Genomic DNA, 22,094 nt, shown 5'->3' on the forward strand with positions numbered 1-22,094 from the left:
CACATACTGTTCTGCACTGCATTTCAGCCGAATGATGGCGAGGAAGCATACGGAAAAGCGTTTTCGTATTGCGCCGGAGCGTGTTATTGTTAAATATGGGAAGAAGGTGTGCCGTCATGGTAGTTCATCAGCGAAACGCAACCCCCGTTTGACAAATTGACAAGCCGCTTTGGTAGCCTGCAAACACGCAAAATGGCATGCTTGAGCTATCAAAAACGGAAGGAGAACAGACATGATTTTGGCGGATAAGATTATAGACGAGAGAAAGAAGAACGGGTGGTCCCAGGAGGAACTGGCCGAGCAGCTCGGTGTATCGAGGCAGTCGGTCTCCAAATGGGAGAGCGCGGGTTCGGTGCCGGATCTCAAAAAGGTCATTCAGATGGCAGAGCTCTTTGGCGTGAGCACGGATTACCTTCTAAAGGATGAGCTGGAGAAGGAAAACCGGGACGTAGTCGAAACATCCGGGAGTGACGCAGACAGTCCGTTGCGTCGGGTGAGCATGGAGGAGGCCAATGCGTTTTTGAACGCAAAGCGGGAGACAGCGCCCCGACTCGCGAATACGGTCAGCTTGTTCATCTTAAGTCCGGTCGCATTGCTTCTGCTTGCCGTAATCGCCGAAAGTCCGGACTACAACTTGGCGGAAGGTCCGGCGATGGCAGTCGGTTTGGCGGTTCTGCTGCTCCTCACGGCGGTAGGTGTATTCATTCAGATTACAGACCGGAATAAATTGAGCCGTTTTGAATACTTGGAGCGGGAGCCATTTGAAACCGAATACGGTGTGAGCGGCATGGTGAAGGAGAAGAAGCGGGATTACGAGAGTCGCTATTCGCTGGGACTTGCCGGCGGCACCGTAATCTGCATTGTGGCGGTGATTCCGCTCCTGGTTGCGGGCGTTATGGAGACAAGCGACTTGGTTTTGATTCTCTGTGTGGACCTCTTGCTCGCGCTGGTTGCGTTGGGGGTAAACCTGATTGTGCGTGTCAGCACGGTCAAAGAGAGTTACGACACCATACTCCAGGATGGGGATTACGCCAAGAATAAAAAGCGCATACAGGCAAAGATGGGAGCCTTTTCCGCCGCGTACTGGTGCCTCACAACCGCAATCTATATCGGCTGGAGCACTTGGAGGCAGGACTGGGGGGAGTCCTGCGTTATTTGGGCGGTGGCGGGTGTCCTCTATGCGGGCGCTTACGGAATTGTGCGTATGGTGCTGAAGGCGGATGAAAACTGACGGGAGCGAGAGAGAAGTAGTAAGAGAGCTTCTTCATGAAAAACGACAGAGGGAATCTTCCGAAAGAACGGCGAGGGACTTGTCGGGGATATCGGTAGAGAGAATCTGCGGAAAGACGGGGCGAGCGAATTTCCTGGAAAACCGAAGGAGAGCATCTTGAAAAATAACAGAGAGTATTCTGAGAGAAAAAAACAAGAGCATAGACAAGGAAAATTGGCGGAATTGTCAGGAAATAGATGACGAGAAACAATAGAAAAACAGGACAGAGAAATAGAGCGGAAAATAAGAAAAAAGATTCGCGCACGAAATTAAAACAGTGCGCGAATCTTTTTTGGTTTCCATGTATAATTTGGGATTTGATGAGATAAAAAGGGAAAAGCAAAGCTGACAGGGCTTGCGGCACTTTGGTAAAATGAAAGTGTGAGAGCGGGCGCGCTTCGGAGGAAGTAAGAACAGCGCCGTACTCCGTTCTGTCGGGCAGGAAACAAAGGGGGGAGAAAGCATGCATTTTTACATCACCGGCGATACGCACGGGAACTTTTCGCGCATTGCGGAATTTTGCCGTACGCAGCACACAACGCGGGAAGATGTACTGATTATCCTTGGCGATGTCGGGCTCAACTATTTTCTGGACGAGAGAGATAAGCGGCTCAAGGAAAAGGTGGCGGCGCTTGACATCACCCTCTTTTGTATCCACGGAAACCACGAGGCGAGACCTTGGGAGGCGGAGGGCTATGAAGAGAAGCTGTGGATGGGCGCGCGCGTATACGCAGAACCCGACTATCCGAATCTGCTCTTTGCAAAGGACGGGGAGATCTATACGATGCGCGGAAAGCGTGTCCTCGCAATCGGCGGCGCTTACTCCGTAGACAAGGAATATCGGCTGAGCTACGGCTACCGCTGGTTTGAGAGCGAGCAGCCGAGCGAGGAAATCAAGGCCTATACGGGGCGGCAGCTCAAGGCGGCAGATTGGTGTGTCGACTATGTCCTTTCGCACACGGTGCCGATTGATTTTGAGCCTGTGTGGAGCTTTCTTCCCGGCCTCGATCAATCGAAGGTCGATAAGAGTACGGAAAAATGGTTACAGACCATCCATGAGCGTCTGGAAATTCGTGAGGGCTGGTTTGCGGGGCATTATCACTGTCAGTGTGAGGGAAACGGCCTTCGCATCCTGTTTGAAGACTACGGGGAAATCTGTCGCGAAGAGGAAACTTCGGCAGAGGGAGGCATGCCTACGGAGGGGACGCTATGAATATCCGAGAAGAACTCTTTGCGCTTCGGGACGAGGAATATGCGGCATTTCAACAAAAGTTAATACCGGGTGTTCCCGCGGAGCGCGTCATCGGCGTCCGTGTGCCGGAACTCAGGAAGCTCGCAAAGCAGGTTTCCAAAGACCCCTCCCGCGCGGCCTTTTTGGAAGACCTGCCGCATGCCTATTACGATGAAGACCTGCTCCACGCCCTCCTCATCGCGGAGGAGAAGGATTTTGTGCGCTGCCTCGAGGCGACAGAAGCCTTTCTGCCCTTCATAGACAACTGGGCGGTCTGCGATATTTTTTCGCCCAAGGTCTTTGCAAAGCACAAAGAGGAGCTGTTACAGCGCATCCGTATCTGGACAAAATCGGAAAAAACCTATATCTGCCGCTTCGGAATCGGGATGCTGATGCAGCATTTTCTGGATGCGGATTTTGATGCCGCATATCTGGAAATCCCGGCGGCGGTGCAATCCGAGGAATATTATGTAAATATGATGCTCGCCTGGTTCTTTGCAACGGCACTCGCAAAGCAGTGGGAGGTAACCATCCCCTATCTGGAAAACAAGCGGCTTGCGCGGTGGACACACAATAAGGCGATACAGAAGGCGCGGGAGAGCTATCGCATTACGGCGGAACAGAAAGCCTACCTAAAGACCTTGAAGTGCTGACAGAGGAAATAGAAATGGAAGAGATATTTGACATCTGCGACGAGGCGGGAGCGCCGACCGGTGCCACGGTGTCCCGCACGCTTGCGCACCGGGATGGCATTCTGCACCGCACGGCGCATATCTGGGTGCTGCGGGAAGAGGCGGGTAAAAAGCAGGTCCTGCTGCAGAAGCGAAGTAAGAATAAGGATTCATTTCCCTCCTGTCTCGATACCTCCTCGGCGGGGCATATTCAGGCTGGGCATGAACCGCTTGTCTCTGCCCTTCGAGAACTCCGGGAGGAACTCGGCATCGAGGCAGCACCCTCTGACTTAAAGCCGATTGGGACGTTTCGTATCTCCTATCAAAAGGAATTCCACGGCGCCCTCTTCCGGGATGAGGAAGTGGCCTTCGTCTATGTCTACGAAAAGCCGGTGGACACGGAGGCTCTGAAGTTACAGCCCGAAGAGCTGGAGAGCGTGCTCTGGCAGGATTACGAGAAGGTCGTAGAGGCCGTAGCGCAGCGGAATCCCGCTTACTGTGTGCCGCGTGGCGGGCTTCTGTTGGTCGGGAAGTATCTGGGATTTTCGTCAAACTAGGATTGACAAGTACACTTGTCATGGCTATTATATGGTTATGACAAGTGTACTTGGCAAAAAGGAGGAGTTCCGATGGACAAGGAAGAAATTCTGGAGAGAAGCCGAAGAGAAAACGAAAAACTGGATGAGAGAGAAAGGGATGCACTTGCCGCAAGCGGAAAGATGGCATTTCTGGTTGGCGGGATTATCTGTGTCCTTATCATTGCTTTGGAATGGAACTTCCGAAGGCGCATAGCAACGGAAATCTGGGCTGTGTATGCTTCTATGTACGGAACAAATGAGCTGATTCAATATTTTCGACTCAGGAAAATATCGCATTTGATTTTTGCCTTGTTGCAACTCGCAATGGCGGTGTTTTTTTTCGGGATGTTTTTTATGAGCTTGGTCCGGTAAAGAGATGAACGATAGCTTAGTACTCAAAAACAAGCTGAAGGAAATGCGCGCGGAGAGGGGCTTATCGCAAGCGCAGCTGGCTGCAATGGTCGGCGTATCCCGCAATACCATCAGTTCCATTGAAACAGGACAGTTCACGCCGACGGCAAAATTGGCATTGGTTCTATGTATGGCTTTGGATAAGAAATTCGAGGAGATTTTTTATTTCTAGAGAAGAAAAACACCCCCGTCCCGGATATCCGGGGCGGGGGTGTTTTATCGTTTCAATTCAATTTTGAAGGCTTGTTCGGAAAATTTCAGAGAACATCGCCGAGCTTGGCTTCCTTGATGCCGTGCTTTTCCGCGTAGCCCGTGAGAATCAGGGTCAGAGCGCCGTCACCGGTGACATTGCATGCGGTTCCGAAGGAATCCTGCAGCGCAAAGATGGTCAGCATGAGCGCTGTGCCGCTCTCGTCAAAGCCGAGCACGCCGGTAATCAGTCCGAGAGAAGCCATGACGGTGCCGCCGGGCACGCCGGGTGCGCCGATTGCGAATACGCCGAGCAGCAGACAGAAGAGTATCATCTTACCGACGGACGGGAACTCGCCGTAGAGCATCTTGGAAACTGCCATGACAAAGAAGGTCTCGGTCATAACAGAGCCGCAGAGATGAATGTTTGCAAAGAGCGGAATACCGAAGTTCACGAGGTCATCGCGGAGTGTCGGCTCGGACTTTCTTGCGCACTGCAGAGCTACGGAGAGCGTTGCTGCGGAGGACATGGTGCCGACTGCGGTCATGTAAGCGGGGCCGTAGTTCTTGATGATATTCATGCCGTTTCTGCCGGAATAGACGCTTGCGATTCCGTAGAGCAGGGTGAGCCAGAGATAGTGGCCTACCATGACAATTACGATGATAATCAGGAAAATCGGGAGCTGCTTTGTGATGCTGCCCTCATACGCCAGCGTGCAGAAGGTGGTTCCGATGAGCAGCGGGAGCACCGGAATCAGGAACTTCGTGACAATCGAGAGAACAATCTTCTGGAACTCTTCGAGAATGTTGGTGGTAATGGTTGCGTGATTCCAGACAGCTGCGAGTCCCACCGTGACCGAGAAGAAGAGTGCGGTCATGACGCTCATAATCGGCGGAATCTGGAGCTGGAAGATAACGTTCGGAAGCTCCTTCAGTCCGTCAACGTTCGGATCGATCGAGAGATGCGGCAGGATTGCGAAGCCGGCAATCGTCGAAGAGAAAGCTGCGCCGATCGAAGAGACATAGGCAATCAGCAGGGCGAAGCCGAGCATTCTGGAAGCGTTGTTGCCCATACGCGTGATGGAGGGTGCAATAAAGCCGATGACAATGAGCGGAACACAGAAGCTGATGAACTGTCCGGAAATATACTTTACCGTGACAATGACGTTTAGGATGCCCGTGACAAGCGAGGACTCCTCCATTGAGTTCATGACCAGTCCGGCAACCAGACCGATCACCAGCGCCAAAACAAGACGAAATGGCAGACTGTGGGTAAAACCTTTCTTTTCCATAAAAACCCCCTCTATGTTTGAATTTTGTCAAAGACAAGCATTGACATCTACTTTGTCGATCATGACATTCAGAATTTCATGATCGGTGGGCTTCATACCGACCTTGCCGATGTAGCCCACATTGCGTATGGTCTCTTCGACATCCGCCTCTACCAGCCCCTCGCCCGCATTGAAGTGCTTGTCGCGCATACTCATCTGGTGCGCGAGGATGGCTGCGTGGACCGAGGAAGCAATCTTGGCAGCGCAGCTCGGCTTTGCGCCGTCGCAGACAATACCGCCCACATTGCCCAAGGTGTTGGTTATGGTGTCGGCAATGTGTCTGTAATCACCGCCCGACATGTAGGTGATGGCAGCGCCCGCACCGCAGGCCGCGCTCACCGCGCCGCAGAAAGCCGAGAGCGGACCGATGAAGTGCTTGATGTAAACGGAGACCAGATTACTCACAATCAGCGCGCGGTAGAGGCTTTCTTCCGAGAGCTCCATCTCCCGCGCGTAGACCAGCACGGGCATGCTCACGGTGATGCCCTGATTGCCGGAACCGGAGTTAATCACGACGGGCAGCGCACAGCCGCTCATGCGGGCATCCGAGCCTGCGGCAGCCTTTGCGATTGCGCGGGTTTTCACATTGTTGCCCCAGATTTCCAGCATGGTCTTGCCAATCTGGGCTCCCCAGACATGGTCGAGTCCCTCCTGCGAAATGGCGCTGTTGTAGCGGATTTGGCGTGCCAAGACTTCGCTGACCTCCGAAATCTCCACCCCGTTTGCGTAGTCCAGAATGCCGCGAAGCGTCATTGCGTTGCGATCTGCGGTGTTTGCCGCCGCCTGCGCCTCTGCGGCCGCTTCCTCAGCCTCCTTGCTGAACACCAAAACCCCGTCCCTTGTCATGCGGACAATGTTGGTGTGGTGGTGTTCAATCACGACCTCGGCGGAATGCGCCTCTCCGCGTATCTTCGCCGAAATATAGAGGTTCGGAACATCCTCCGCGTGATTTACCTCGCAGAAACCCGCATCGACCAGCTCTTTGCAGCGCGTCCTGGCCGCATCATCCGCGCCGGCAATCACCTCCAGTTCCTTGGAAGCATCGCCCCCCGTGATGCCGAGGACAGCCGCGACCGCAATGCCCTTTTGGCCGCCGGAGTTCGGCACCGTGACGCCCTTCACATTCTTGATGATGTTTCCGGAGCAGTCCACGGTAATGTGGCGGGGCTCCTCACCGAGGAGCTCCTTTGCCTTGGCCGCCGCATACGCAATGGCAATCGGCTCTGTACATCCCATCGCCGGAACCAGTTCTTCCCGCAGAATCGCGGTATAATTGTCGAAACTCTCCTGATGATCGGAATACATAGCAAACCTCCTTTCACTATGATGATACCACTGATATTATCAGAATCAAGCTATTTTCATAGTTTTTCGGAGATTTTTTATTCTTTTTTAGGATAAGTGCTCAAAAGCCCATAAATCCGCCGAAGTCGTGGAGGTCGGCTTTCAAATCACGGAGCAGGGCTTCCGGATCTTTGCGCTCCAAATCCGCAATAATCAGCTCATGGTGTTTGGTATCGAAAGAGAGGAGGCGATCGGCGCGTCGGTTCCAGTAGAGTTGGGCATAGGCGCGGAGTAAACGCGACATGCAGCGCTTCACATTGCGGGTGATGAACTCGTTGCCGCAGAATTCCATGAGCTTTGCGTGGAAGTCCATGTTGTAATGCCAGTGCTGCACGGGGTCCACATCGTCCCGCTGGCAGTCGCGGTTCAGCTCCTTTAAGGTCGCGATTTCCGAAGGGCCGAAGCGCTTATAGCTGCTTTGTAAGATGCCGCCTTCCAGAAACTCGCGGTACTGGAGCATCTCGTAGATGTCCATGTGGGTCAGGCGTATCACTTCATAGCCGTAGCGGGGAATGCTCCTTACAATGCCGTCCGCGCAGAGGGAGATGAGGGCGTCCCGGACGGGAGATTTGCTGACTTCGTATTTCTCAATCAGTTTCTTCTCGTTCAGAATATCGCCGGGCTGATACTTGCCGGAGATAATATCTTGCAGCACGGCGTTGTAGACCATTTCCTTGAGGTTTGTGTATTTTTCCATGGTTCACAGTTACCTCCTTCGTTATTTTTATTATACCGAAGACAACGAAGAGTATGAAAGGGAAAATCTTTCGCGGCGTTCAACTGTTATTCCTTGCGCTGCTTTCTGTATGTGCGGGGCTGTGGGGAGCGCAGTATGCGTGGGCAGACAGCAGAGAAACTATGTCATGCGTCGTGAAGCGCGGAATTCTTGGAGAGCAAGTATGTGAGGGAGGGCAGTATAAGTGCTCGACTGAGCGCGAGATTGTTGTACGGAAGGCAGAGAGGAAGCACCGGGATGCCTTACGAAGTGCGAAATTCTTGGGGAGGCAGCAGGCGGAGATAAGGAGAAGCGTAGGTGTTTGGCGCAGCGGGGGGAGCAGTGTGGCCGGCGGCAGAGAAGTTTTACCCGGTGCTGTTTTGGGAGAATAAGAAGAGAGACGCCGACTTTTACTTGTTTTTGCGCTTGCGCGTCGTATAATGAAATGCAGTGTTGCTACGGCAAGTTTTGCGCTGAACAAGAGAAAAGACAGAGGGGGAAAGAGAAATGGGTTTAAAGGATTTGTTAAAGAAGGCACTGACGGGAGCGTCCGATGAGGACAATCGGAAGAACAAGGCAAAAATGCGGGAGATTTTCAACTCGCTGGTTGCGGACGGAGATGCCTACACGCTGATTTACTGCCACATGCAGGATTCGCACAACGCAGTCGTTGTGGAGGTCAATGTGCACAGCAATTACATTGTGGGCTACAAGCCGGGTGAAGTTGTGATTGTGCCGGTAAACGCGCAACTCACCGAATGGGGCGAGGCCGAGGTCTTCAATAAGGAGAACGGCGGCAAAATCGCGTCCAGCTGGACCGGCTATTGCTCGGCGTCCAAGGAAGGTGTTCACTATCAGCTTGAGCCCATCACCTACGATCCGGGAATCAAGGCTTCGGCCAAGTACTCCGTCGCAGTTACCCAGTCCACGGCGGAAGTCGCAGAATTCCGCAAGTTCTTTAAGGCCGGTCTCTGAGTCAGCGGGCATACCGCTACAACACACAGCGGCTCTTTGAACCGAGAGAGGGCTACGTGACATTCGGGACGTTCGAATGAAATAAGCCGAGGCGGTGGAAACCGGTTCCGGTTGTACTTTACAGTTCGGCCCCCCGGGATTGCGGAACGGAATGGATGGCAGTTACGGAAAAGAGCCCCGAGGTGAAAGTCTCGGGGCTCTTTTTTGCGGCTTAGCGTAAATCCGTGCATGTGCAAGAAACGATTGCGGAGAAATAAACAGCCGGAAATTTTTGGTGCGGGAAAAGAACACTGCCGAAAGTAAGGTGCCGAGCAACTTTCTCGGCAGGAGACAAGGGCAAATGTTTCACTTTGTGTACTCACGATAGTTTCTTCAAGAGGCAGAGAGCGTGTAGCGGTTCCCGGAGACTGTGAGAAGCCCGTCCTTTTCCATGGCGGCCAGTTCGCGGCAGAGGGAGGTCCGGTTTACGTTCAGATAGTGTGCGAGTTCCGATTTGTTGAGCGGGATGTGGACGCTGCGCGCTGTGTCCGCTCCCCGCTGTGCGCCGTTTGGGATGGGAACTTCGTTCGGTTGGAGCAGAAGGTAGGAGAGGATTTTATCCCGGAGCGTATCCTTTGAGAGGATGTCGAGCGTCTGCATGAGATGCGCATTTTTCTTTGCGAGGAGCTCGTACAGGTTCTCGTTCATTACGCGGTGAAAGCGGCAGTGATGCTCGCAGCTTCGCATGATTTTTCCGAGCGGCAAAAAGAGAGCGGTCGAGTTTCTGGCGGCAAGAAACGAGACATGGGAGGGCGTCTTTTTTTTGCGGAGCGAAAAGGACTCGCCGAAGAGTTCGCCGGGCAGCATATAGTTTAAGAAGGACTGGTGGCCGTTTTCATCTTCCTTCAGCATAAAAACCATGCCGGAGAGCAGCATCCCGACATAGGGGACAGAGTCCTCGTCCAGAATCAGGAAGCTGTTGCGCGGGTAGGCGCGAATGTAGCCGTCCAGACAGGGGAGCAGTGCTTCCAAATCGCTTGTTTCTAAGCCCTCAAAGAGCGGGAAATGAGTTAAATCGTCTAAACCGAATTCATTGGATTCCATGGTAATACCTCAAACTGCGGAACAAAAAACTGTTGCATAGGAAACAGTCTGTATTTTCCTTTAGTATAAACTGGAAAGGAAAAAGTGAACAGAGGAAGTATTCTTAACAGCATTGTTAAGAAAATGACAAACTGTTCCGTTCACAAAGAGAAGGGTCGTGAGAAAGGAAAGTGTGATGAAACAGAGAAGATTTTGGCCCCTGGTGTTTTTATGTCTATTGTTTGCGGCACTCTGCTGCACGGCCTGCGGGAAACAAAAGCAGGCAGAGAGCACGGCGGCGGAGAGCCAAGGAGCGGCGGAGAGTCAGGGCACAGCGGCAGAGAGTTCGGAGAGTCTTGCGAAGGCGGATGAAGCAGGTCTCACGGCGGATTCCCGGGTGGTGGCGCTGTCCCGCTCGCTCGGCGAGCTCTGGCTCCTTGCGGGCGGCAAGCTGGTCGGTGTGACGGAGGACGGACTCAATTTAGAGGGCGTCACGGCGGAGACCGCTTCCGTCGGGCGCATCCTAGCACCGAGCGCGGAGGCCATCATAGCTCTTAATCCGGATTTGGTGCTCATCGCACCGGATATTTCGGCGCAGCGCGAGCTGCAGGCGACACTCGAGGCAGCGGGCATACGCTGTCAGGCGGTCGATATCAACAAGTTTTCGGACTATGCTACGGCGATGAAGCAGTACACCGAGGCGACCGGGCGCAACGATCTCTATGAGAGCAAGGTCGCCGCAGTCGAGAAAAAAATCGAGACCATCAAGGCGGAACTCCCGAAGGAAATCCACGGAAAGAGCTTCCTGGTGATTCGCGCTTCCGCGGCGAAGACAAGGGTCCTTAAGTCGGATCACTTTGTAGTCGCAATGCTTGAGGACCTCGGTCTCACAAATGCCGCGCCCGAGAGCCTGTTAGAGCAACTCAGCATGGAAGGCATAGTCGAAGCAAATCCTGACTACCTCTTTGTGGTGTTGCAGGGAGATACTGCGGAGGCGGAGGCAGCCTTTCAGGAGCTGATTGCCGCTCAGCCCGCGTATCAGGAACTGAAGGCCGTGAAAACGGCGCAGGTCTATACCCTGCCGAAGGAGTTCTTCCAGTATAAGCCGAATGCGCGCTGGGATGAGGCCTATGCCCTGCTCTCGGAATATCTGCGGAGAGCTTCGTTAAAGCAGTGAGTATCGAAGATACAAGGGCGGGGAATGAGGCACACGGCGGCAAGCCGTTTCTACCGGTGCTGATTCTCGGCACGGGCTTACTCTTGCTCTTTGTTTGGCTCTCTGTCTTTTACGGGCTTGGCGGCACGGCGGAGAGTGTGAGCCGCATCCTTTGGTATGTGCGCGTGCCGAGAACCGCAGCAGCCCTGCTCTGCGGGGCGGCGCTCAGCGCAGCCGGTTTTCTCATGCAGGAGGCGTTGCACAATGCACTGGCCTCGCCGAGCATCATGGGGGGCAATGCGGGCGCGGGGCTCTTTGCCCTGCTCGCCGCCCTTTTCTTTCCCTTTGCGGTCGGCGCACGCTTTGTGCTGGCCTTTTTGGGCGCACTGCTCTCGATTGCGCTGGTACTCCTGATTGCGAAACGGGCGGGGTACAGCAGAACGGTAATTGTGCTCTCGGGGGTCGCGGTCTCCGCGCTCATGGGCGCTGCGGTAAACGGCATCGTGAGTTTTTTCCCGAACGCGGTCGCGGATAAGCAGGCCTTTACCCTGGGAGGTTTTGCGGGTGTCAGCTATGCGGGACTCGCCTTTGCGACGGCCTTTATTCTTCCGGCCTTGCTGTTCGGAACTTTCCTTGCGGGCGGCATAGACCTCTTTGCCCTCGGCGATGAGATTGCGCAGGGACTGGGGCTTCATGTGACGCGGCACAGGCTGTTCACACTGCTCACAGCTACCGTACTTGCGGCTGCGGCGGTCTCGATCGGCGGCTTGATCGGCTTTATCGGTCTCATTGTGCCGAATGTGATGCGGCGCATCTTTCCGGGGCAGTTGCCCGCGCGGAAGATGCTGCTTTTAACAGCGCTCTACGGCAGCGTACTGTTAACGGCGGCGGATTTTCTCGCGAGACGCCTGTTTTATCCCTATGAGCTGCCGGTGGGTCTCCTACTGAGTCTTCTCGGTGCGCCCTTCTTCATTTGGATGCTGATGCACAGAAAGCGTGGCGTATGATCGAGATCAAAGATCTGAGCGCGGGCTATGACTTGAATCCGAAACAGCGCGAAAATGCGTGGAAGCCGGTGGTCTCCGTCCCCGAGACCTGCTTTTCGGAGGGGCAAATCACCTGCATCATCGGAAAAAACGGCTGCGGAAAATCGACTCTTTTAAAAACCCTGCTCGGCCTCCTGCCTTATCAAGGGAGTATACGCCTGTTCGGAGAGGAGCTGAGGACGATCAAGCCGAAGGAGAGAGCTGCGCGCGTGGGCTATCTGCCGCAGACGCTTACCTTGCCGCGGATGAGTGTGCACACCCTTGCGGCGCACGGCTGCTATCGCAGAAAAAAGATGTTTCAAACACTCGGCGAACGCGAGCGAGATAAAATCGAAGCGGCGCTTGCCGCCGCGGATATGAGCGAGTACCGCGATAAGACGGTCTCGGAGCTCTCGGGCGGGGAGCGGCAGCGCGCCTTTCTCGCCATGTTGATGGCGCAGGATCCGGCCTTTTTCCTCTTGGATGAGGTGACTTCCTATATGGATGTGGAACACCAAAAGAGGACGACGGAGATTGTGCGGCGGCTTGCGGCGAGCGGAAAGGGCGTCGTGATGACCACGCACGATTTGGCGCTCGGCTTTTCGCTCAGCGACCGCATTCTTGTCATGAACGGTGGGAGCATAGTCCTCAGCGGAACCCCGGAGGAAGTGCGAAAAGAGAAGACGCTCCTGCGCGCTTGTTTCGGTGTGACGGTCGGGCGCAGCGCTTCGAAGGAAGCCCTGTACACTTACGAATTACAGAACTGACTTTGACTTCATGAACAGAGGGGGCATAGTCCTCAGCGGAACCCCGGAGGAAGTGCGAAAAGAGAAGACGCTCCTGCGCGCTTGTTTCGGTGTGACGGTCAGGCGCAGCGCTTCGAAGGAAGCCCTGTACGCCTACGAATTACAGAACTGATTTTAGATTCCGAAAGGAGGAATTTTCATGGGTTACATTTTGACGGAAGAAGGATTTCAGGCTGCACTGAAAGAACTTCGGAAAGAGTATCGCCTCTTCGCGCCGGTGCGGAAAAAGGGTGCGGGTCGCTTCCTCGATATCGACACGGTGATCTACGACGAAGTCGGCGAGGGCGGGGAGATAGAGCTCGAGGCGAAGTCGGATTACTCCGCAAAGGAGGCGCTGACCCCGCTCTCGGAGACGCTCTTCTTCTTTACGGAAGAGCAGTGCAAGGAGGCGGATGTCGACCTCAGACCGGCGCTCGTCTTTCTTCGGAGCTGCGACCTGCAGGCAATGAAGCGCCTCGATCAGATGTATCTCGGCAACGGGCGCGAGAACGACTGGTTTTATCAGAGACGCCGCGAGAAAATACAGTATGTCCTGATCGGCTGCAGCCATAGCTTTGACAACTGCTTCTGTGTGGACATGAAATCGAACATCACGAAGGACGGCTATGTGTTTTCGGTCGACAAGGCAGACGGACAGTACCGCGTGAACGTCCTTGAGACGGCGGTAGACCCGGTATTTGCCGCGGCTGCGCTGTCGGAAGAAGCGGTGGAGCCGTGCCACGTGACGGAGAATGAGGTGCGCGTCCGCGTTCCGGAGAATATCCCGCTGGAAATCGTGAATCACCCGCTCTGGGATGAGTACAACACCCGCTGCATCGGCTGCGGACGCTGTAATTACGCCTGTCCCACCTGCTCCTGCTATACCATGCAGGACGTGTTCTACACGGACAACGGTAAAGTGGGAGAGAGACGCCGTGTGGGCAGTTCCTGCATGGTGGACGGCTATTCGAACGTTGCGGGCGGCGGTCAGTACCGGAAGAAGCAGGGCGAGCGCATGCGCTTTAAGGTTCTGCACAAGATTCGCGACTATCGCAAGCGCTTCGGCTATGACATGTGCGTGGGCTGCGGCCGCTGCGACGACATCTGCGGCGAGTACATCAGCTTCTCGAATATCATAAACAAGGTTGCGGCCGCGGTCGAAGAGATGGAAAAGGAGGACAGCAAGAATGCGTAATCCGTATATCCCCTATCCTTCCAAGATTTTGGAAGTCATCCGTCACACCGAGAAAGAGTTCACCTTCCGCATGGAATATCGGGGCGAGGAAGAAGTAAAGCCCGGTCAGTTCTTTGAAGTTTCCGTTCCGAAGTACGGTGAGGCCCCCATTTCGGTCTCCGGTCTCGGCGAGGGCTTTGTGGACCTCACGATACGTAAGGTGGGGCGCGTGACCAACGAAGTGTTTGAAAACTATGTGGGCGATACACTCTTACTCCGCGGGCCCTACGGAAACGGCTTTGACACCGAGCTCTATCGCGAGGGCGAGACCGTAGTCGTTGCGGGCGGCACCGGTGTGTCCCCGGTTCGCGGTGTGATTGAGGCGCTGAGCGGCTTTGAAAACGCAAAGCAGAAGTATGTGATTGCGGGCTTCCGAAGTCCTGAGGACATGCTGTTTCGCGACGACCTCGCGAATTGGAAGAACAAGTTGAATCTGACCCTTACCGTGGACGGCGCGCCGGAGGGTTACGAGGGCAATATAGGCCTGGTCACAAAGTACATCCCGGAACTGCCGCTTGCGGACCCCGCAAAGGCGAAGGCAGTCGTGGTCGGACCGCCGGCCATGATGAAGTTTTCCATCATCGAACTCCTGAAAAAGGGCTTCCGCGAGGAGAACATCACGGTCTCCTACGAGAGAAAAATGTGCTGCGGTCTCGGCAAGTGCGGACACTGCCGCGTCAGCGATACCTACATCTGCCTCGACGGGCCGGTGTTCAACTATGTGGATGCCAAGCAGATGGTAGACTGAGTCGGAAGGGAGAGAAGAAATGAGTGCTTTGGATATCAACTTAAAGAAACTGAAAAAGAATGCCTTCCGCTACTCGAAGGTGCGCGGCGAGACGGCTTCCAGAATTCGTATTCCGGGCGGTGTGATCGATGCAAAGTCTCTGGGCCGTGTCGTTGAGATTGCGGAGAAGTACGGCACCGGAACCATCAACATCACCAACCGTCAGGGTATCGAAATTCCCGGAATCCGCCTTGAGGATATGGACAAGGTCAATGAAGAGGTGCAGCTCATCATTGATTCCCTGCGCATTAACCAGCCGGAGAAGGGCAAGGGCTATCCGGCATCCGGCACGCGAAATGTGATTGCCTGCCCGGGCGCGAGACTCTGTCCCTTCGGCTGCTACGACACGACCGCATTTGCGCAGAAGATGGAAAATGTGATTTTCCCGAACGATCGCCACGTGAAGGTTGCCTTTACCGGTTGCTCGAACGACTGCGCGAAGGTGCGCATGGCGGACTTCGGCATCATCGGCATGACAGAGCCGCAGTACGACCCGAACCGCTGCGTGGCCTGCGAGCAGTGCATCAAGTACTGTAAGAAGCGCTCGGTTGACGCGCTCTCGCTCGTGAACGGAAAGATTGTCCGCGACACGAAGAAGTGCATCGGCTGCGGTGTCTGCATTACCTACTGCCCCACCAGAGCATGGACCAGAAGCAAGGAGCACTACTTCCGCCTGGTTATCCTGGGGCGCACCGGAAAGCGGAATCCGCGACTCGCGGAGGACTTTATCAAGTGGTGTGACGAGGAGAGCATACTTAAGATTGCGGCGAACACCTACGCCTACATCGAAGAGTACATCGATCCCGAGGCGGTCGAGAACAAGGAACACATCGGCTACATTGTGGATCGCACCGGCTTTGAAAAGTTTAAGGAGTACATCTTCCGGGATGTCTCCCTCAGTGAAAAGGCCGAGGTTGCCCAGGAAGTTTACTGGGGCGGCAAGCACTACGACCGCTACGGCGGCTGAGTCAATTACAGGAAAAGAACAGCCCTGTGTGAAAACGCGGGGCTGTTTTTGCTGCGCGTTTTTGCTACAATCAAAACAAGCAAAATAGTGAGGAAAGGAGCCGCAGGATGGATCGAGATCAATTTTCGTTTATCGTATATATGATTCATGCTTGTGCGGATCGCTGGAAGGTAGCGCCCGCAGAGGTGTATCAAGCGCTGAAAAAGAGCGCTTGTCTGGACCGCTACCTGCTTCCGAATTATGACATCCTGCATACACAGAGTTCCGCTTATATTGTTCGGGATATTGAGGAATATCTGAAGGCGCGTGAGGTAAAGGTATGATTGTCTATCACGGGTCTAATCAGATTGTGAGTCATCCGGATGTTCGCTATTCCGAGCGCAATCTGGATTTCGGGCGCGGCTTCTATGTCACCACGGTAAAGGAGCAGGCGGAGAAATGGGCGAGGCGTAAGGCCGGATTTTCGAAAGATAACACAAGAGCCATACTGAATATCTATGAAATGAAAGAAGAGCGAGACGGGGTGGTATTCAAAGACTTCGGTGATGATTTAGATACTTGGATTGATTTTGTGTGCAGCTGCCGGGATGGGGAGCAGGGGTATCGCGAATTTGATGTAATTAAGGGAAAAGTAGCAAATGATAAGGTGTTTCGAGTCGTGGACATGTACCACAGCGGTATCTGGGATAAGGAGAGAGCCTTGCGAGAGATACGTGTGTATCCGGGCTATGATCAGATTGCTTTTATCACACAGTTGGCTGTGGAACGACTTTTGAAATTTTGCGCTTTCGAGGAGGTGGAGGTATGAGCGGTGATGCATTGGAAAAATATTACCGGGAAGAACTCGAAGAGCGCTTGATTTCACATCTTGCCGCAGTAAAGGGGATTACACTGGAAGAAGCGATGGATTGTTATTACCGCAGCCGTCTGGCGCAAAAGATTCACCAAGGACTTGATGACGTGCAGTATCTGGATTACAGGGTATTGGTTCGCATTCTTATGAATACGGAACCGCAACTGTTTGCGGCATAACGAGGTACCGCGCGGTAAGGGCTGAGACAGCCTTAGAAAGAGAGGTTTTATATGGCAGTCTATGAGGGACTCAGAAAGAGAAGAAGTTATTATCAATTGAATAAAGAGCTTCCGGTTTCGGAGGAGGCAGTGCGGGCGCTCATCGAAGAGACGACAGAGCTCGTTCCGGATGCCTTCAACATGAAGAGTGCGCGCGTCGCAGTGGCGCTCGGAGAGAAGCAGGACGAACTCTGGGATCGGATTTACGATGCCTTTCAGGGTAAGGTCGCAAGAGAAAAGATTGACGGCTTCAAGGCAGCGGCGGGTACGGTGCTCTATTTCTACGAAGAGAATACCGTAAAGGCTTTGCAGGAGAAATTCCCGCTCTATGCGGACAATTTTCCGGTCTGGGCTAATCAGGCGAACGGCATGCTGCAGATTAACATTTGGAGCGGCCTCCGCGAACTTGGTATCGGCGCAAACCTGCAGCACTATAACCCCGTGATTGATGAGACCGTGCGGGAGCTCTTTGATCTTCCGAAAAGCTGGAAGCTGCTCGCTGAGATGCCCTTCGGCGGCATTGTCGAAGAGCGGGAGTCCAAGGCGAAAGAGAAGATTGAAGATAGAGTGAAGTTCTATCGTTGAAGGCGGAAGCAAACCGGCTGCCATTTGGCAGCCGGTTTTTTCTGTATCGTAAAGGGACAGAATAACGCTTGATTATATGAGCTATAACTCATATAATCAAATTGACGATAGTCAGACCACGTGAAAGGACAGGAAGTGTTTGAACTTCGCTTGCACAAGCCAGACGAGCGGACTGGCTTAGGCGTTATGGGAAAAAAGATACGATGGATTAAATAGAGTGCGAGAGGATAATTGCAATGAAGCTAAGAGAATACAAGGAGAAGAAATTTAAGGACCCAAATTTTGTGCGTGCATATCAGGAAGTTCAACCGGAATTGAAGGTGATTCGCGCAATCGTAGAGGCCAGGGCTGCTCAAAATTTAACCCAGAAGGAGCTGGCAGAGAGAACGGGAATTGCTCAGACGGAAATAAGTAGGCTTGAGAATGGTAGTAGAAACCCGAGTATTAAGCTGTTGCAGAGGTTAGCAGAAGGAATGGGGCTGGTTCTGAATATCAGCTTTGTTCCCAGGGAAGAATAAACCTGCAAAAAGCCCTGAGACTTAGTCTCAGGGCTTCTTTTGCGGATACTGCGCGGCGAGGCGCTGTACTTCGTCCGTCATTTTGGCAACGACTTGGGGCGGAGAGACAATGCGTATGTCGCCGCCGAGTCCCATGATCCAGCCGAGGAAGAGGCGGCTCACCGCGACGGTGACACGGCAGCGAAAGTGCTCGTCGTCAATCGGCATAATCGGAATCTCTTTTCCGAAACGATCTATCAGGATACCGACCATGTCGTTCTTCGCTTCCAACGTGACCACGGTCTCTTCCCCGCCGTTCATGCCGAAGAGGCTCTTTGCGTAGCGGGCGGTATTAAACTGACGAAAGCTCTCCAGGCCCTCTCGCGCAGCATCGACCACGGAGATCCTTTTCATCTTATCGACACGGTAGTGTTTTAGCTTACGACTCTCGGCTTCATAGGCGACCAGATAGTAGTACTCGCTGTCCCAGACGAGAGCCCAGGGACTAATCTGATACCAAGCGCCGTTTCGACGGAGCTCCATCTCCTTTTTGAGATTCCACTGAAAGTACTGAAAGCGGACCTGACAGCCGGCATTGATGGCCTCGTGAAGGGCATCCACATTGTAGTAGACACTGGTATTCATGGTCTTAATGCGTTCGGCGATGATGACCTGGCGCTGCAGCTGCTTCGCCTCGTGCTTACTCACCAGTGTTTCGAGCTTAGCAATCAAGTCCTTGGATTTTTTGTCTGTGATAAACTTGGCCGATTGCACCGAGTCCACGAGGAGCTTCAGTTCCGGGAGCTCAAAACGCCGCGACGCGAGGCGGTATAGCGTGTTTCGACCGGCTTTTACGGTTTCGATGTCCATGCCGAAGTCCTGCAGTTCCTGAAAGTCGAGGTACAGGGTCTTTCGATCGGCGTTGACGCCGCAGTCTGCGAGTTTTTCAATGATTTCCGCCATGCCGAGCGCGTGCTGCGCATCGGTCTCCTCCGTAAAGAGTTTGGCGAGATACAGGAGCTTTTGCTTCTGATGTTCCCCGCGCCGCTCATTTCCTGCCATAGATTTTCCCTCCTCCGCGAGCCGCACATAGCTGCGGTTTTTTCTGTTTTCAATATAGCAGAAGCAAGGGGGCAAGGGAAGAATCCGGTCCGTTTTTCCGGACAGAAAAAGAGGGAAAAAAAAGAAATTGCGGCGCCGGTTGACACGGAAAAAGCGGAGTTATATACTCCTAACATATAGTTAAATCGCACAAATTACTGCGAGCCCTTGACTTAAGTTATCAAAAAATCGACCAAAACAGCTTAGACGCAGCGGGCTTGCAAAACAAGAGGAGGGTATAAATGAGTCAGAGTAAGACGAGACTGGAAGTCAGAGATTTGGTGACCATAGGCGTGTTTGGCGTGATTTATTTTGTCTGTATGTTTGCGGTCGGCATGATGGGCGTGGTACCGATTCTCTATCTGCTTTATCCGATGGTGTTCGGCGTGGTGGGAGGCCCCATTGTCCTGCTTTTTATGGCAAAGGTACAAAAGCCCTGGGCGCTTGTGATTTTCGGTATGATTACACCCATTATTATGTTTCTCTTCGGACATACACTTCTGGTGCCCGGCGTAGCGCTTGTTACGATGCTGGTCGCGGAAGGCATACGGCGTATCGGAAAGTACCGCTCTCTTCGCTATAACATGCTCGCCTATGTGGTCATGGCGACCATTCTCTGCAGTTCCCTCCTGCAAATGCTCGTGATGAAGGCGCGTTATTTACAGCTCACCGAGGCGGAGATGGGAAGAGAGTACACGGAAGCCCTTGAAAAACTAATCAGTGTCCGAAACATGGGGCTCGTATACCTCGGCGCCGTGCTCGGCGGCATTGTCGGCGCGTTTCTCGGGCGCAAACTCTTAAAAAAACACTTTGAAAAGGCGGGCATTGTCTGATGGAGCGGCAAACAAAACCCTGGGAAAGTCTGCAAAGTCCTTTCAATCCGAATCCCATAACGAAATTGCTCGTTATGGGATTTTTGGGCATTAGCTTAGTACATCCGCTCCACCCCTTCGCGGAGTGGGGCATTGTTTTCTTGCTTTCGCTCTTTTATCTCTTAAACGGCGACCGGAAAAGCGCGGTGCAAAACGCAGTCATCTTTGCACTGCTCTGCGCTTTTCCGGGGTTTCCGAAGCTCTATGCCCTGCCCATTGTTTTAAAAATGCTCCTGTCCGTGTTCTATATGCTCCGGCTTGTCTACTTTCCCGTTGCGAGCGGGCGTTTTCTCATGAAGACTTCGGATGTGGGGAGCATACTGGCATCCATGGATTATCTGCACATTCCGCAGAGCATCTCCATCCCGGTCGCGGTGATGTTCCGCTTTTTCCCGTCCTTTGCCGAGGAGCGGCGTAACATTGCGATGGCCATGAAGATACGCGGAATCCGAACGCGGAATCCGCTTCGCTATCTCGAGTATGTGACCGTTCCGCTGCTCATCATCTCTTCCAACATCGCTGAGGATATCGCAAATGCGGCGGAGTGTAAGTGTATCGAGAATCCGGTGCCGAAGACAAGATACACGACAGCGCGCTTACAGCCGGTGGATGCCGTATATGCGCTCTCCATGGGCGGGCTCATGCTGCTCGGCTGGATTGTGTTGCGCTAGGAGGGATGCCATGCTTGAGATAGAGAATTTTTCACTTTCCTACGGGGAGGGGAAGCCGGTCTTACAAGACATCACCCTCTCTCTGAAAGCCGGGGAGTGCCTGGTGGTCACAGGGGAGAGCGGCAGTGGTAAGTCCTCGCTGATTCACGCGATCAACGGCCTAGCCTTTCACTATAATCAGGGCGTAGGAAAGGGACATATCCGCTTCGAAGGGGAGAGTATCGAAACCCTGCCGATTTATCGGATTGCGCTGCAAATCGCGAGTGTATTTCAGAATCCGAAGACACACTTTTTCAATGTGAATACAACGCTGGAACTGCTCTTTTACATGGAGAATATGGGGCTTGATCGCGCGGAGATGGACAGGCGCATGGAGGATTTGCTGAAGATATTCCCCATAGAACATCTCCTAGGGCGAAATATCTTTGCGCTCTCCGGCGGAGAAAAACAGATATTATCGGTCGCCTCCTGTTACCTCGCGGGCTGCAAGCTCATTGTCATGGATGAACCCTCTTCCAATCTGGACGAGGCCTCGATTGCGGTGTTAAAGAAAATGCTGCCGATGTTAAAGGAAAGGGGCATAGCCCTCCTCATCGCGGAGCACAGGCTCCACTACCTGACGGAACTCATGGATCGCCTGATTTTCTTGGAGACGGGGAAGATAGCCAGGGCGTTCTCGCGGGAAGAATTTCTTTCCATTTCCGAAGACGTGCTTGCGGATATGGGACTTCGGAGCAGGGAAAAGCCCGTGCTTCGGCTTCCCGCGTGGAAAAACGAGGGAGAGCTGACCGTGGAAACGCTCTGCTGCCCCTTCCGGCGAGGCGAAGAACTGAAACTCAGTCAGGTCTCCTTTTCCTTCGGAAAAATCTACGGCATCGTCGGTGAAAACGGCTGCGGAAAATCCACGCTGCTCCGCGCAATGACGGGATTGGAGGCGCCGAAGAAGAGTCGCATCGCGCTTCGGGGAAAGCCGCTGTCCGGGCGTGAGCGCATATCACGCTCTGCCCTGGTCATGCAGGATGTCAACAGTCAGCTGTTCACGGATTCGGTCGAGGAAGAATTGCTGCTCGCATGGAAGGGGAGATGCCTGAGAGAGAAGACAGCGGGGGAGAGGCGAGAAAAGGCAGCGGAAGAGGCAGCGCAGCGCGAAATCGAAAATCTATTGCAGGCGCTCGGTCTCGCGGAATGCAAAGAGCGCCATCCCATGAGTCTTTCCGGCGGACAAAAGCAGAGACTGGCGCTTGCGACCTGTCTCCTTAAGGACGCGAACTTTTTCTATTTTGATGAGCCGACCAGCGGTATGGATCGTAAAAACATGCTGCGCATCGCGGCACTCTTAAAACAGCAGCAGCGGGAGGACAGAATTCTCTTTGTGGTTTCTCACGACACCGCCTTTTTACAGGAGGTCGCGACGGAATGCCTTGATTTGGAGACATTTCGGAAGCGCACAGCGGAAACAAAAGATAGAGGAAACAGCTCGGAAAGCTAAGATTGAATTACGGCGAAGTTGAGAGCAAAAAGCGGACCGGCGGACTGTTGAAAGGCAGTCCGCTTTTTGCTTTGATT

The 22,094-nt window shown here is 53.6% G+C and carries 27 protein-coding genes; 22 read left to right on the forward strand and 5 right to left on the reverse strand.

From position 1 onward, the window contains the following. The first annotated feature begins 232 nt into the window (after positions 1 to 232). The 6 genes from QU660_RS02670 (at position 233) to QU660_RS02695 (ending at position 4,333) form a co-directional block, all read left to right on the forward strand. Positions 233 to 1,231, forward strand: a complete 999-nt coding sequence (locus QU660_RS02670; protein ID WP_304946800.1) for a helix-turn-helix domain-containing protein — start codon at positions 233 to 235, stop codon at positions 1,229 to 1,231. A 502-nt stretch (positions 1,232 to 1,733) separates the two neighbouring features. Continuing rightward, complete coding sequence (locus QU660_RS02675; protein WP_304946801.1) at positions 1,734 to 2,483, forward strand: metallophosphoesterase family protein; 750 nt, start codon at positions 1,734 to 1,736, stop codon at positions 2,481 to 2,483. Continuing rightward, on the forward strand, positions 2,480 to 3,154 hold the full coding sequence (locus QU660_RS02680; protein ID WP_304946802.1) for a DNA alkylation repair protein: 675 nt from the start codon (positions 2,480 to 2,482) through the stop codon (positions 3,152 to 3,154). The genes QU660_RS02675 and QU660_RS02680 overlap by 4 nt, the downstream gene beginning before the upstream one ends. A 14-nt stretch (positions 3,155 to 3,168) precedes the next feature. After that, positions 3,169 to 3,729: an NUDIX hydrolase gene (locus QU660_RS02685; RefSeq protein WP_304946803.1), complete on the forward strand. Its 561-nt coding sequence runs from the start codon at positions 3,169 to 3,171 to the stop codon at positions 3,727 to 3,729. A gap of 72 nt (positions 3,730 to 3,801) precedes the next feature. Beyond that, entirely contained in the window at positions 3,802 to 4,122 is a 321-nt protein-coding gene (locus QU660_RS02690; RefSeq protein ID WP_304946804.1) for a DUF6442 family protein, read from the forward strand. 4 nt (positions 4,123 to 4,126) lie between these two features. Next, a complete protein-coding gene (locus tag QU660_RS02695) occupies positions 4,127 to 4,333 on the forward strand; it encodes a helix-turn-helix transcriptional regulator (protein ID WP_304946805.1) in 207 nt (68 codons plus the stop codon). An 85-nt stretch (positions 4,334 to 4,418) separates the two neighbouring features. On the opposite strand, the gene QU660_RS02700 is transcribed toward QU660_RS02695, so the two are convergent. The 3 genes from QU660_RS02700 to QU660_RS02710 all read right to left on the reverse strand — a co-directional run bounded on the left by QU660_RS02700 (position 4,419) and on the right by QU660_RS02710 (position 7,722). Then, complete coding sequence (locus QU660_RS02700; protein WP_304946806.1) at positions 4,419 to 5,642, reverse strand: dicarboxylate/amino acid:cation symporter; 1,224 nt, start codon at positions 5,640 to 5,642, stop codon at positions 4,419 to 4,421. Between the two features lie 27 nt (positions 5,643 to 5,669). After that, positions 5,670 to 6,986: an L-cysteine desulfidase family protein gene (locus QU660_RS02705; RefSeq protein WP_304946807.1), complete on the reverse strand. Its 1,317-nt coding sequence runs from the start codon at positions 6,984 to 6,986 to the stop codon at positions 5,670 to 5,672. Positions 6,987 to 7,086: 100 nt separating this feature from the next. Beyond that, positions 7,087 to 7,722, reverse strand: coding sequence for a GntR family transcriptional regulator (locus tag QU660_RS02710; RefSeq protein WP_304946808.1), 636 nt, complete (start codon positions 7,720 to 7,722; stop codon positions 7,087 to 7,089). A 525-nt stretch (positions 7,723 to 8,247) separates the two neighbouring features. Here QU660_RS02710 and QU660_RS02715 point away from each other — a divergent pair. After that, positions 8,248 to 8,715, forward strand: coding sequence for a hypothetical protein (locus QU660_RS02715; RefSeq protein ID WP_009532335.1), 468 nt, complete (start codon positions 8,248 to 8,250; stop codon positions 8,713 to 8,715). Positions 8,716 to 9,087: 372 nt separating this feature from the next. Here the strand turns inward: QU660_RS02715 and QU660_RS02720 are convergent, their stop codons facing one another. Then, entirely contained in the window at positions 9,088 to 9,798 is a 711-nt protein-coding gene (locus tag QU660_RS02720) for a Crp/Fnr family transcriptional regulator (RefSeq protein ID WP_304946809.1), read from the reverse strand. Positions 9,799 to 9,973: 175 nt separating this feature from the next. Here QU660_RS02720 and QU660_RS02725 point away from each other — a divergent pair, with 175 nt between their 5' ends. From QU660_RS02725 to QU660_RS02780, 12 genes are all read left to right on the forward strand, one after another. Then, the gene (locus QU660_RS02725; protein WP_304946810.1) at positions 9,974 to 10,954 is read left to right on the forward strand and encodes an ABC transporter substrate-binding protein; all 981 of its coding nucleotides are present in this window, start codon (positions 9,974 to 9,976) and stop codon (positions 10,952 to 10,954) included. Beyond that, positions 10,951 to 11,940, forward strand: a complete 990-nt coding sequence (locus QU660_RS02730; RefSeq protein ID WP_304946811.1) for a FecCD family ABC transporter permease — start codon at positions 10,951 to 10,953, stop codon at positions 11,938 to 11,940. Before QU660_RS02725 ends, QU660_RS02730 begins: the two co-directional genes overlap by 4 nt. Then, positions 11,937 to 12,725, forward strand: coding sequence for an ABC transporter ATP-binding protein (locus tag QU660_RS02735; RefSeq protein WP_304946812.1), 789 nt, complete (start codon positions 11,937 to 11,939; stop codon positions 12,723 to 12,725). Before QU660_RS02730 ends, QU660_RS02735 begins: the two co-directional genes overlap by 4 nt. A 10-nt stretch (positions 12,726 to 12,735) precedes the next feature. Further along, positions 12,736 to 12,876, forward strand: coding sequence for a hypothetical protein (locus QU660_RS02740; protein WP_304946813.1), 141 nt, complete (start codon positions 12,736 to 12,738; stop codon positions 12,874 to 12,876). A gap of 27 nt (positions 12,877 to 12,903) precedes the next feature. Then, positions 12,904 to 13,938, forward strand: coding sequence for an anaerobic sulfite reductase subunit AsrA (gene asrA / locus QU660_RS02745; protein WP_304946814.1), 1,035 nt, complete (start codon positions 12,904 to 12,906; stop codon positions 13,936 to 13,938). Continuing rightward, complete coding sequence (asrB, locus tag QU660_RS02750; protein WP_304946815.1) at positions 13,931 to 14,725, forward strand: anaerobic sulfite reductase subunit AsrB; 795 nt, start codon at positions 13,931 to 13,933, stop codon at positions 14,723 to 14,725. The genes asrA and asrB overlap by 8 nt, the downstream gene beginning before the upstream one ends. A 28-nt stretch (positions 14,726 to 14,753) precedes the next feature. After that, the gene (gene asrC, locus QU660_RS02755; RefSeq protein ID WP_304947210.1) at positions 14,754 to 15,731 is read left to right on the forward strand and encodes a sulfite reductase subunit C; all 978 of its coding nucleotides are present in this window, start codon (positions 14,754 to 14,756) and stop codon (positions 15,729 to 15,731) included. A gap of 107 nt (positions 15,732 to 15,838) precedes the next feature. Further along, a complete protein-coding gene (locus QU660_RS02760; RefSeq protein ID WP_304946816.1) occupies positions 15,839 to 16,054 on the forward strand; it encodes a DUF3791 domain-containing protein in 216 nt (71 codons plus the stop codon). Continuing rightward, entirely contained in the window at positions 16,051 to 16,539 is a 489-nt protein-coding gene (locus QU660_RS02765; RefSeq protein WP_304946817.1) for a DUF3990 domain-containing protein, read from the forward strand. The genes QU660_RS02760 and QU660_RS02765 overlap by 4 nt, the downstream gene beginning before the upstream one ends. Further along, entirely contained in the window at positions 16,536 to 16,763 is a 228-nt protein-coding gene (locus tag QU660_RS02770; protein ID WP_304946818.1) for a hypothetical protein, read from the forward strand. The genes QU660_RS02765 and QU660_RS02770 overlap by 4 nt, the downstream gene beginning before the upstream one ends. A 51-nt stretch (positions 16,764 to 16,814) precedes the next feature. Next, the gene (locus QU660_RS02775; protein ID WP_304946819.1) at positions 16,815 to 17,387 is read left to right on the forward strand and encodes a nitroreductase family protein; all 573 of its coding nucleotides are present in this window, start codon (positions 16,815 to 16,817) and stop codon (positions 17,385 to 17,387) included. Between the two features lie 236 nt (positions 17,388 to 17,623). Further along, positions 17,624 to 17,905, forward strand: a complete 282-nt coding sequence (locus tag QU660_RS02780) for a helix-turn-helix domain-containing protein (RefSeq protein ID WP_304946820.1) — start codon at positions 17,624 to 17,626, stop codon at positions 17,903 to 17,905. Between the two features lie 27 nt (positions 17,906 to 17,932). On the opposite strand, the gene QU660_RS02785 is transcribed toward QU660_RS02780, so the two are convergent. Then, complete coding sequence (locus QU660_RS02785; RefSeq protein ID WP_304946821.1) at positions 17,933 to 18,946, reverse strand: helix-turn-helix transcriptional regulator; 1,014 nt, start codon at positions 18,944 to 18,946, stop codon at positions 17,933 to 17,935. Between the two features lie 281 nt (positions 18,947 to 19,227). On the opposite strand from QU660_RS02785, the gene QU660_RS02790 reads away from it, so the two are divergent. The 3 genes from QU660_RS02790 to QU660_RS02800 are packed head-to-tail and all read left to right on the forward strand — an operon-like array spanning position 19,228 to position 22,017. After that, positions 19,228 to 19,818, forward strand: a complete 591-nt coding sequence (locus tag QU660_RS02790) for an MptD family putative ECF transporter S component (RefSeq protein ID WP_304946822.1) — start codon at positions 19,228 to 19,230, stop codon at positions 19,816 to 19,818. Beyond that, complete coding sequence (locus tag QU660_RS02795) at positions 19,818 to 20,528, forward strand: energy-coupling factor transporter transmembrane component T (RefSeq protein ID WP_304946823.1); 711 nt, start codon at positions 19,818 to 19,820, stop codon at positions 20,526 to 20,528. Before QU660_RS02790 ends, QU660_RS02795 begins: the two co-directional genes overlap by 1 nt. A 10-nt stretch (positions 20,529 to 20,538) precedes the next feature. Then, positions 20,539 to 22,017 carry an ABC transporter ATP-binding protein gene (locus tag QU660_RS02800; protein WP_304946824.1) on the forward strand — a complete coding sequence of 493 codons (1,479 nt, stop codon included), beginning with the start codon at positions 20,539 to 20,541 and terminating at the stop codon, positions 22,015 to 22,017. The last annotated feature ends 77 nt before the right edge of the window (positions 22,018 to 22,094 follow it).

The sequence above is a fragment of the Stomatobaculum sp. F0698 genome, assembly GCF_030644385.1.
In the GTDB taxonomy this organism is placed as follows: Bacteria; Bacillota; Clostridia; order Lachnospirales; family Lachnospiraceae; genus Moryella.

What these genes read in the sequence shown, in the direction of transcription:
- QU660_RS02695 (WP_304946805.1), top strand. Translation starts at nt 4,127, where the DNA reads ATGAACGATAGCTTAGTACTCAAAAACAAGCTGAAGGAAATGCGCGCG.
- QU660_RS02670 (WP_304946800.1), top strand. Translation starts at nt 233, where the DNA reads ATGATTTTGGCGGATAAGATTATAGACGAGAGAAAGAAGAACGGGTGG.
- QU660_RS02725 (WP_304946810.1), top strand. Translation starts at nt 9,974, where the DNA reads ATGAAACAGAGAAGATTTTGGCCCCTGGTGTTTTTATGTCTATTGTTT.
- QU660_RS02775 (WP_304946819.1), top strand. Translation starts at nt 16,815, where the DNA reads ATGGCAGTCTATGAGGGACTCAGAAAGAGAAGAAGTTATTATCAATTG.
- QU660_RS02680 (WP_304946802.1), top strand. Translation starts at nt 2,480, where the DNA reads ATGAATATCCGAGAAGAACTCTTTGCGCTTCGGGACGAGGAATATGCG.
- QU660_RS02700 (WP_304946806.1), bottom strand. Translation starts at nt 5,642, where the DNA reads ATGGAAAAGAAAGGTTTTACCCACAGTCTGCCATTTCGTCTTGTTTTG.
- QU660_RS02710 (WP_304946808.1), bottom strand. Translation starts at nt 7,722, where the DNA reads ATGGAAAAATACACAAACCTCAAGGAAATGGTCTACAACGCCGTGCTG.
- QU660_RS02715 (WP_009532335.1), top strand. Translation starts at nt 8,248, where the DNA reads ATGGGTTTAAAGGATTTGTTAAAGAAGGCACTGACGGGAGCGTCCGAT.
- QU660_RS02685 (WP_304946803.1), top strand. Translation starts at nt 3,169, where the DNA reads ATGGAAGAGATATTTGACATCTGCGACGAGGCGGGAGCGCCGACCGGT.
- asrA (WP_304946814.1), top strand. Translation starts at nt 12,904, where the DNA reads ATGGGTTACATTTTGACGGAAGAAGGATTTCAGGCTGCACTGAAAGAA.
- asrB (WP_304946815.1), top strand. Translation starts at nt 13,931, where the DNA reads ATGCGTAATCCGTATATCCCCTATCCTTCCAAGATTTTGGAAGTCATC.
- QU660_RS02770 (WP_304946818.1), top strand. Translation starts at nt 16,536, where the DNA reads ATGAGCGGTGATGCATTGGAAAAATATTACCGGGAAGAACTCGAAGAG.
- QU660_RS02795 (WP_304946823.1), top strand. Translation starts at nt 19,818, where the DNA reads ATGGAGCGGCAAACAAAACCCTGGGAAAGTCTGCAAAGTCCTTTCAAT.
- QU660_RS02760 (WP_304946816.1), top strand. Translation starts at nt 15,839, where the DNA reads ATGGATCGAGATCAATTTTCGTTTATCGTATATATGATTCATGCTTGT.
- QU660_RS02735 (WP_304946812.1), top strand. Translation starts at nt 11,937, where the DNA reads ATGATCGAGATCAAAGATCTGAGCGCGGGCTATGACTTGAATCCGAAA.
- QU660_RS02800 (WP_304946824.1), top strand. Translation starts at nt 20,539, where the DNA reads ATGCTTGAGATAGAGAATTTTTCACTTTCCTACGGGGAGGGGAAGCCG.
- QU660_RS02675 (WP_304946801.1), top strand. Translation starts at nt 1,734, where the DNA reads ATGCATTTTTACATCACCGGCGATACGCACGGGAACTTTTCGCGCATT.
- QU660_RS02720 (WP_304946809.1), bottom strand. Translation starts at nt 9,798, where the DNA reads ATGGAATCCAATGAATTCGGTTTAGACGATTTAACTCATTTCCCGCTC.
- QU660_RS02690 (WP_304946804.1), top strand. Translation starts at nt 3,802, where the DNA reads ATGGACAAGGAAGAAATTCTGGAGAGAAGCCGAAGAGAAAACGAAAAA.
- QU660_RS02790 (WP_304946822.1), top strand. Translation starts at nt 19,228, where the DNA reads ATGAGTCAGAGTAAGACGAGACTGGAAGTCAGAGATTTGGTGACCATA.
- QU660_RS02765 (WP_304946817.1), top strand. Translation starts at nt 16,051, where the DNA reads ATGATTGTCTATCACGGGTCTAATCAGATTGTGAGTCATCCGGATGTT.
- QU660_RS02780 (WP_304946820.1), top strand. Translation starts at nt 17,624, where the DNA reads ATGAAGCTAAGAGAATACAAGGAGAAGAAATTTAAGGACCCAAATTTT.
- QU660_RS02705 (WP_304946807.1), bottom strand. Translation starts at nt 6,986, where the DNA reads ATGTATTCCGATCATCAGGAGAGTTTCGACAATTATACCGCGATTCTG.
- QU660_RS02785 (WP_304946821.1), bottom strand. Translation starts at nt 18,946, where the DNA reads ATGGCAGGAAATGAGCGGCGCGGGGAACATCAGAAGCAAAAGCTCCTG.
- QU660_RS02740 (WP_304946813.1), top strand. Translation starts at nt 12,736, where the DNA reads ATGAACAGAGGGGGCATAGTCCTCAGCGGAACCCCGGAGGAAGTGCGA.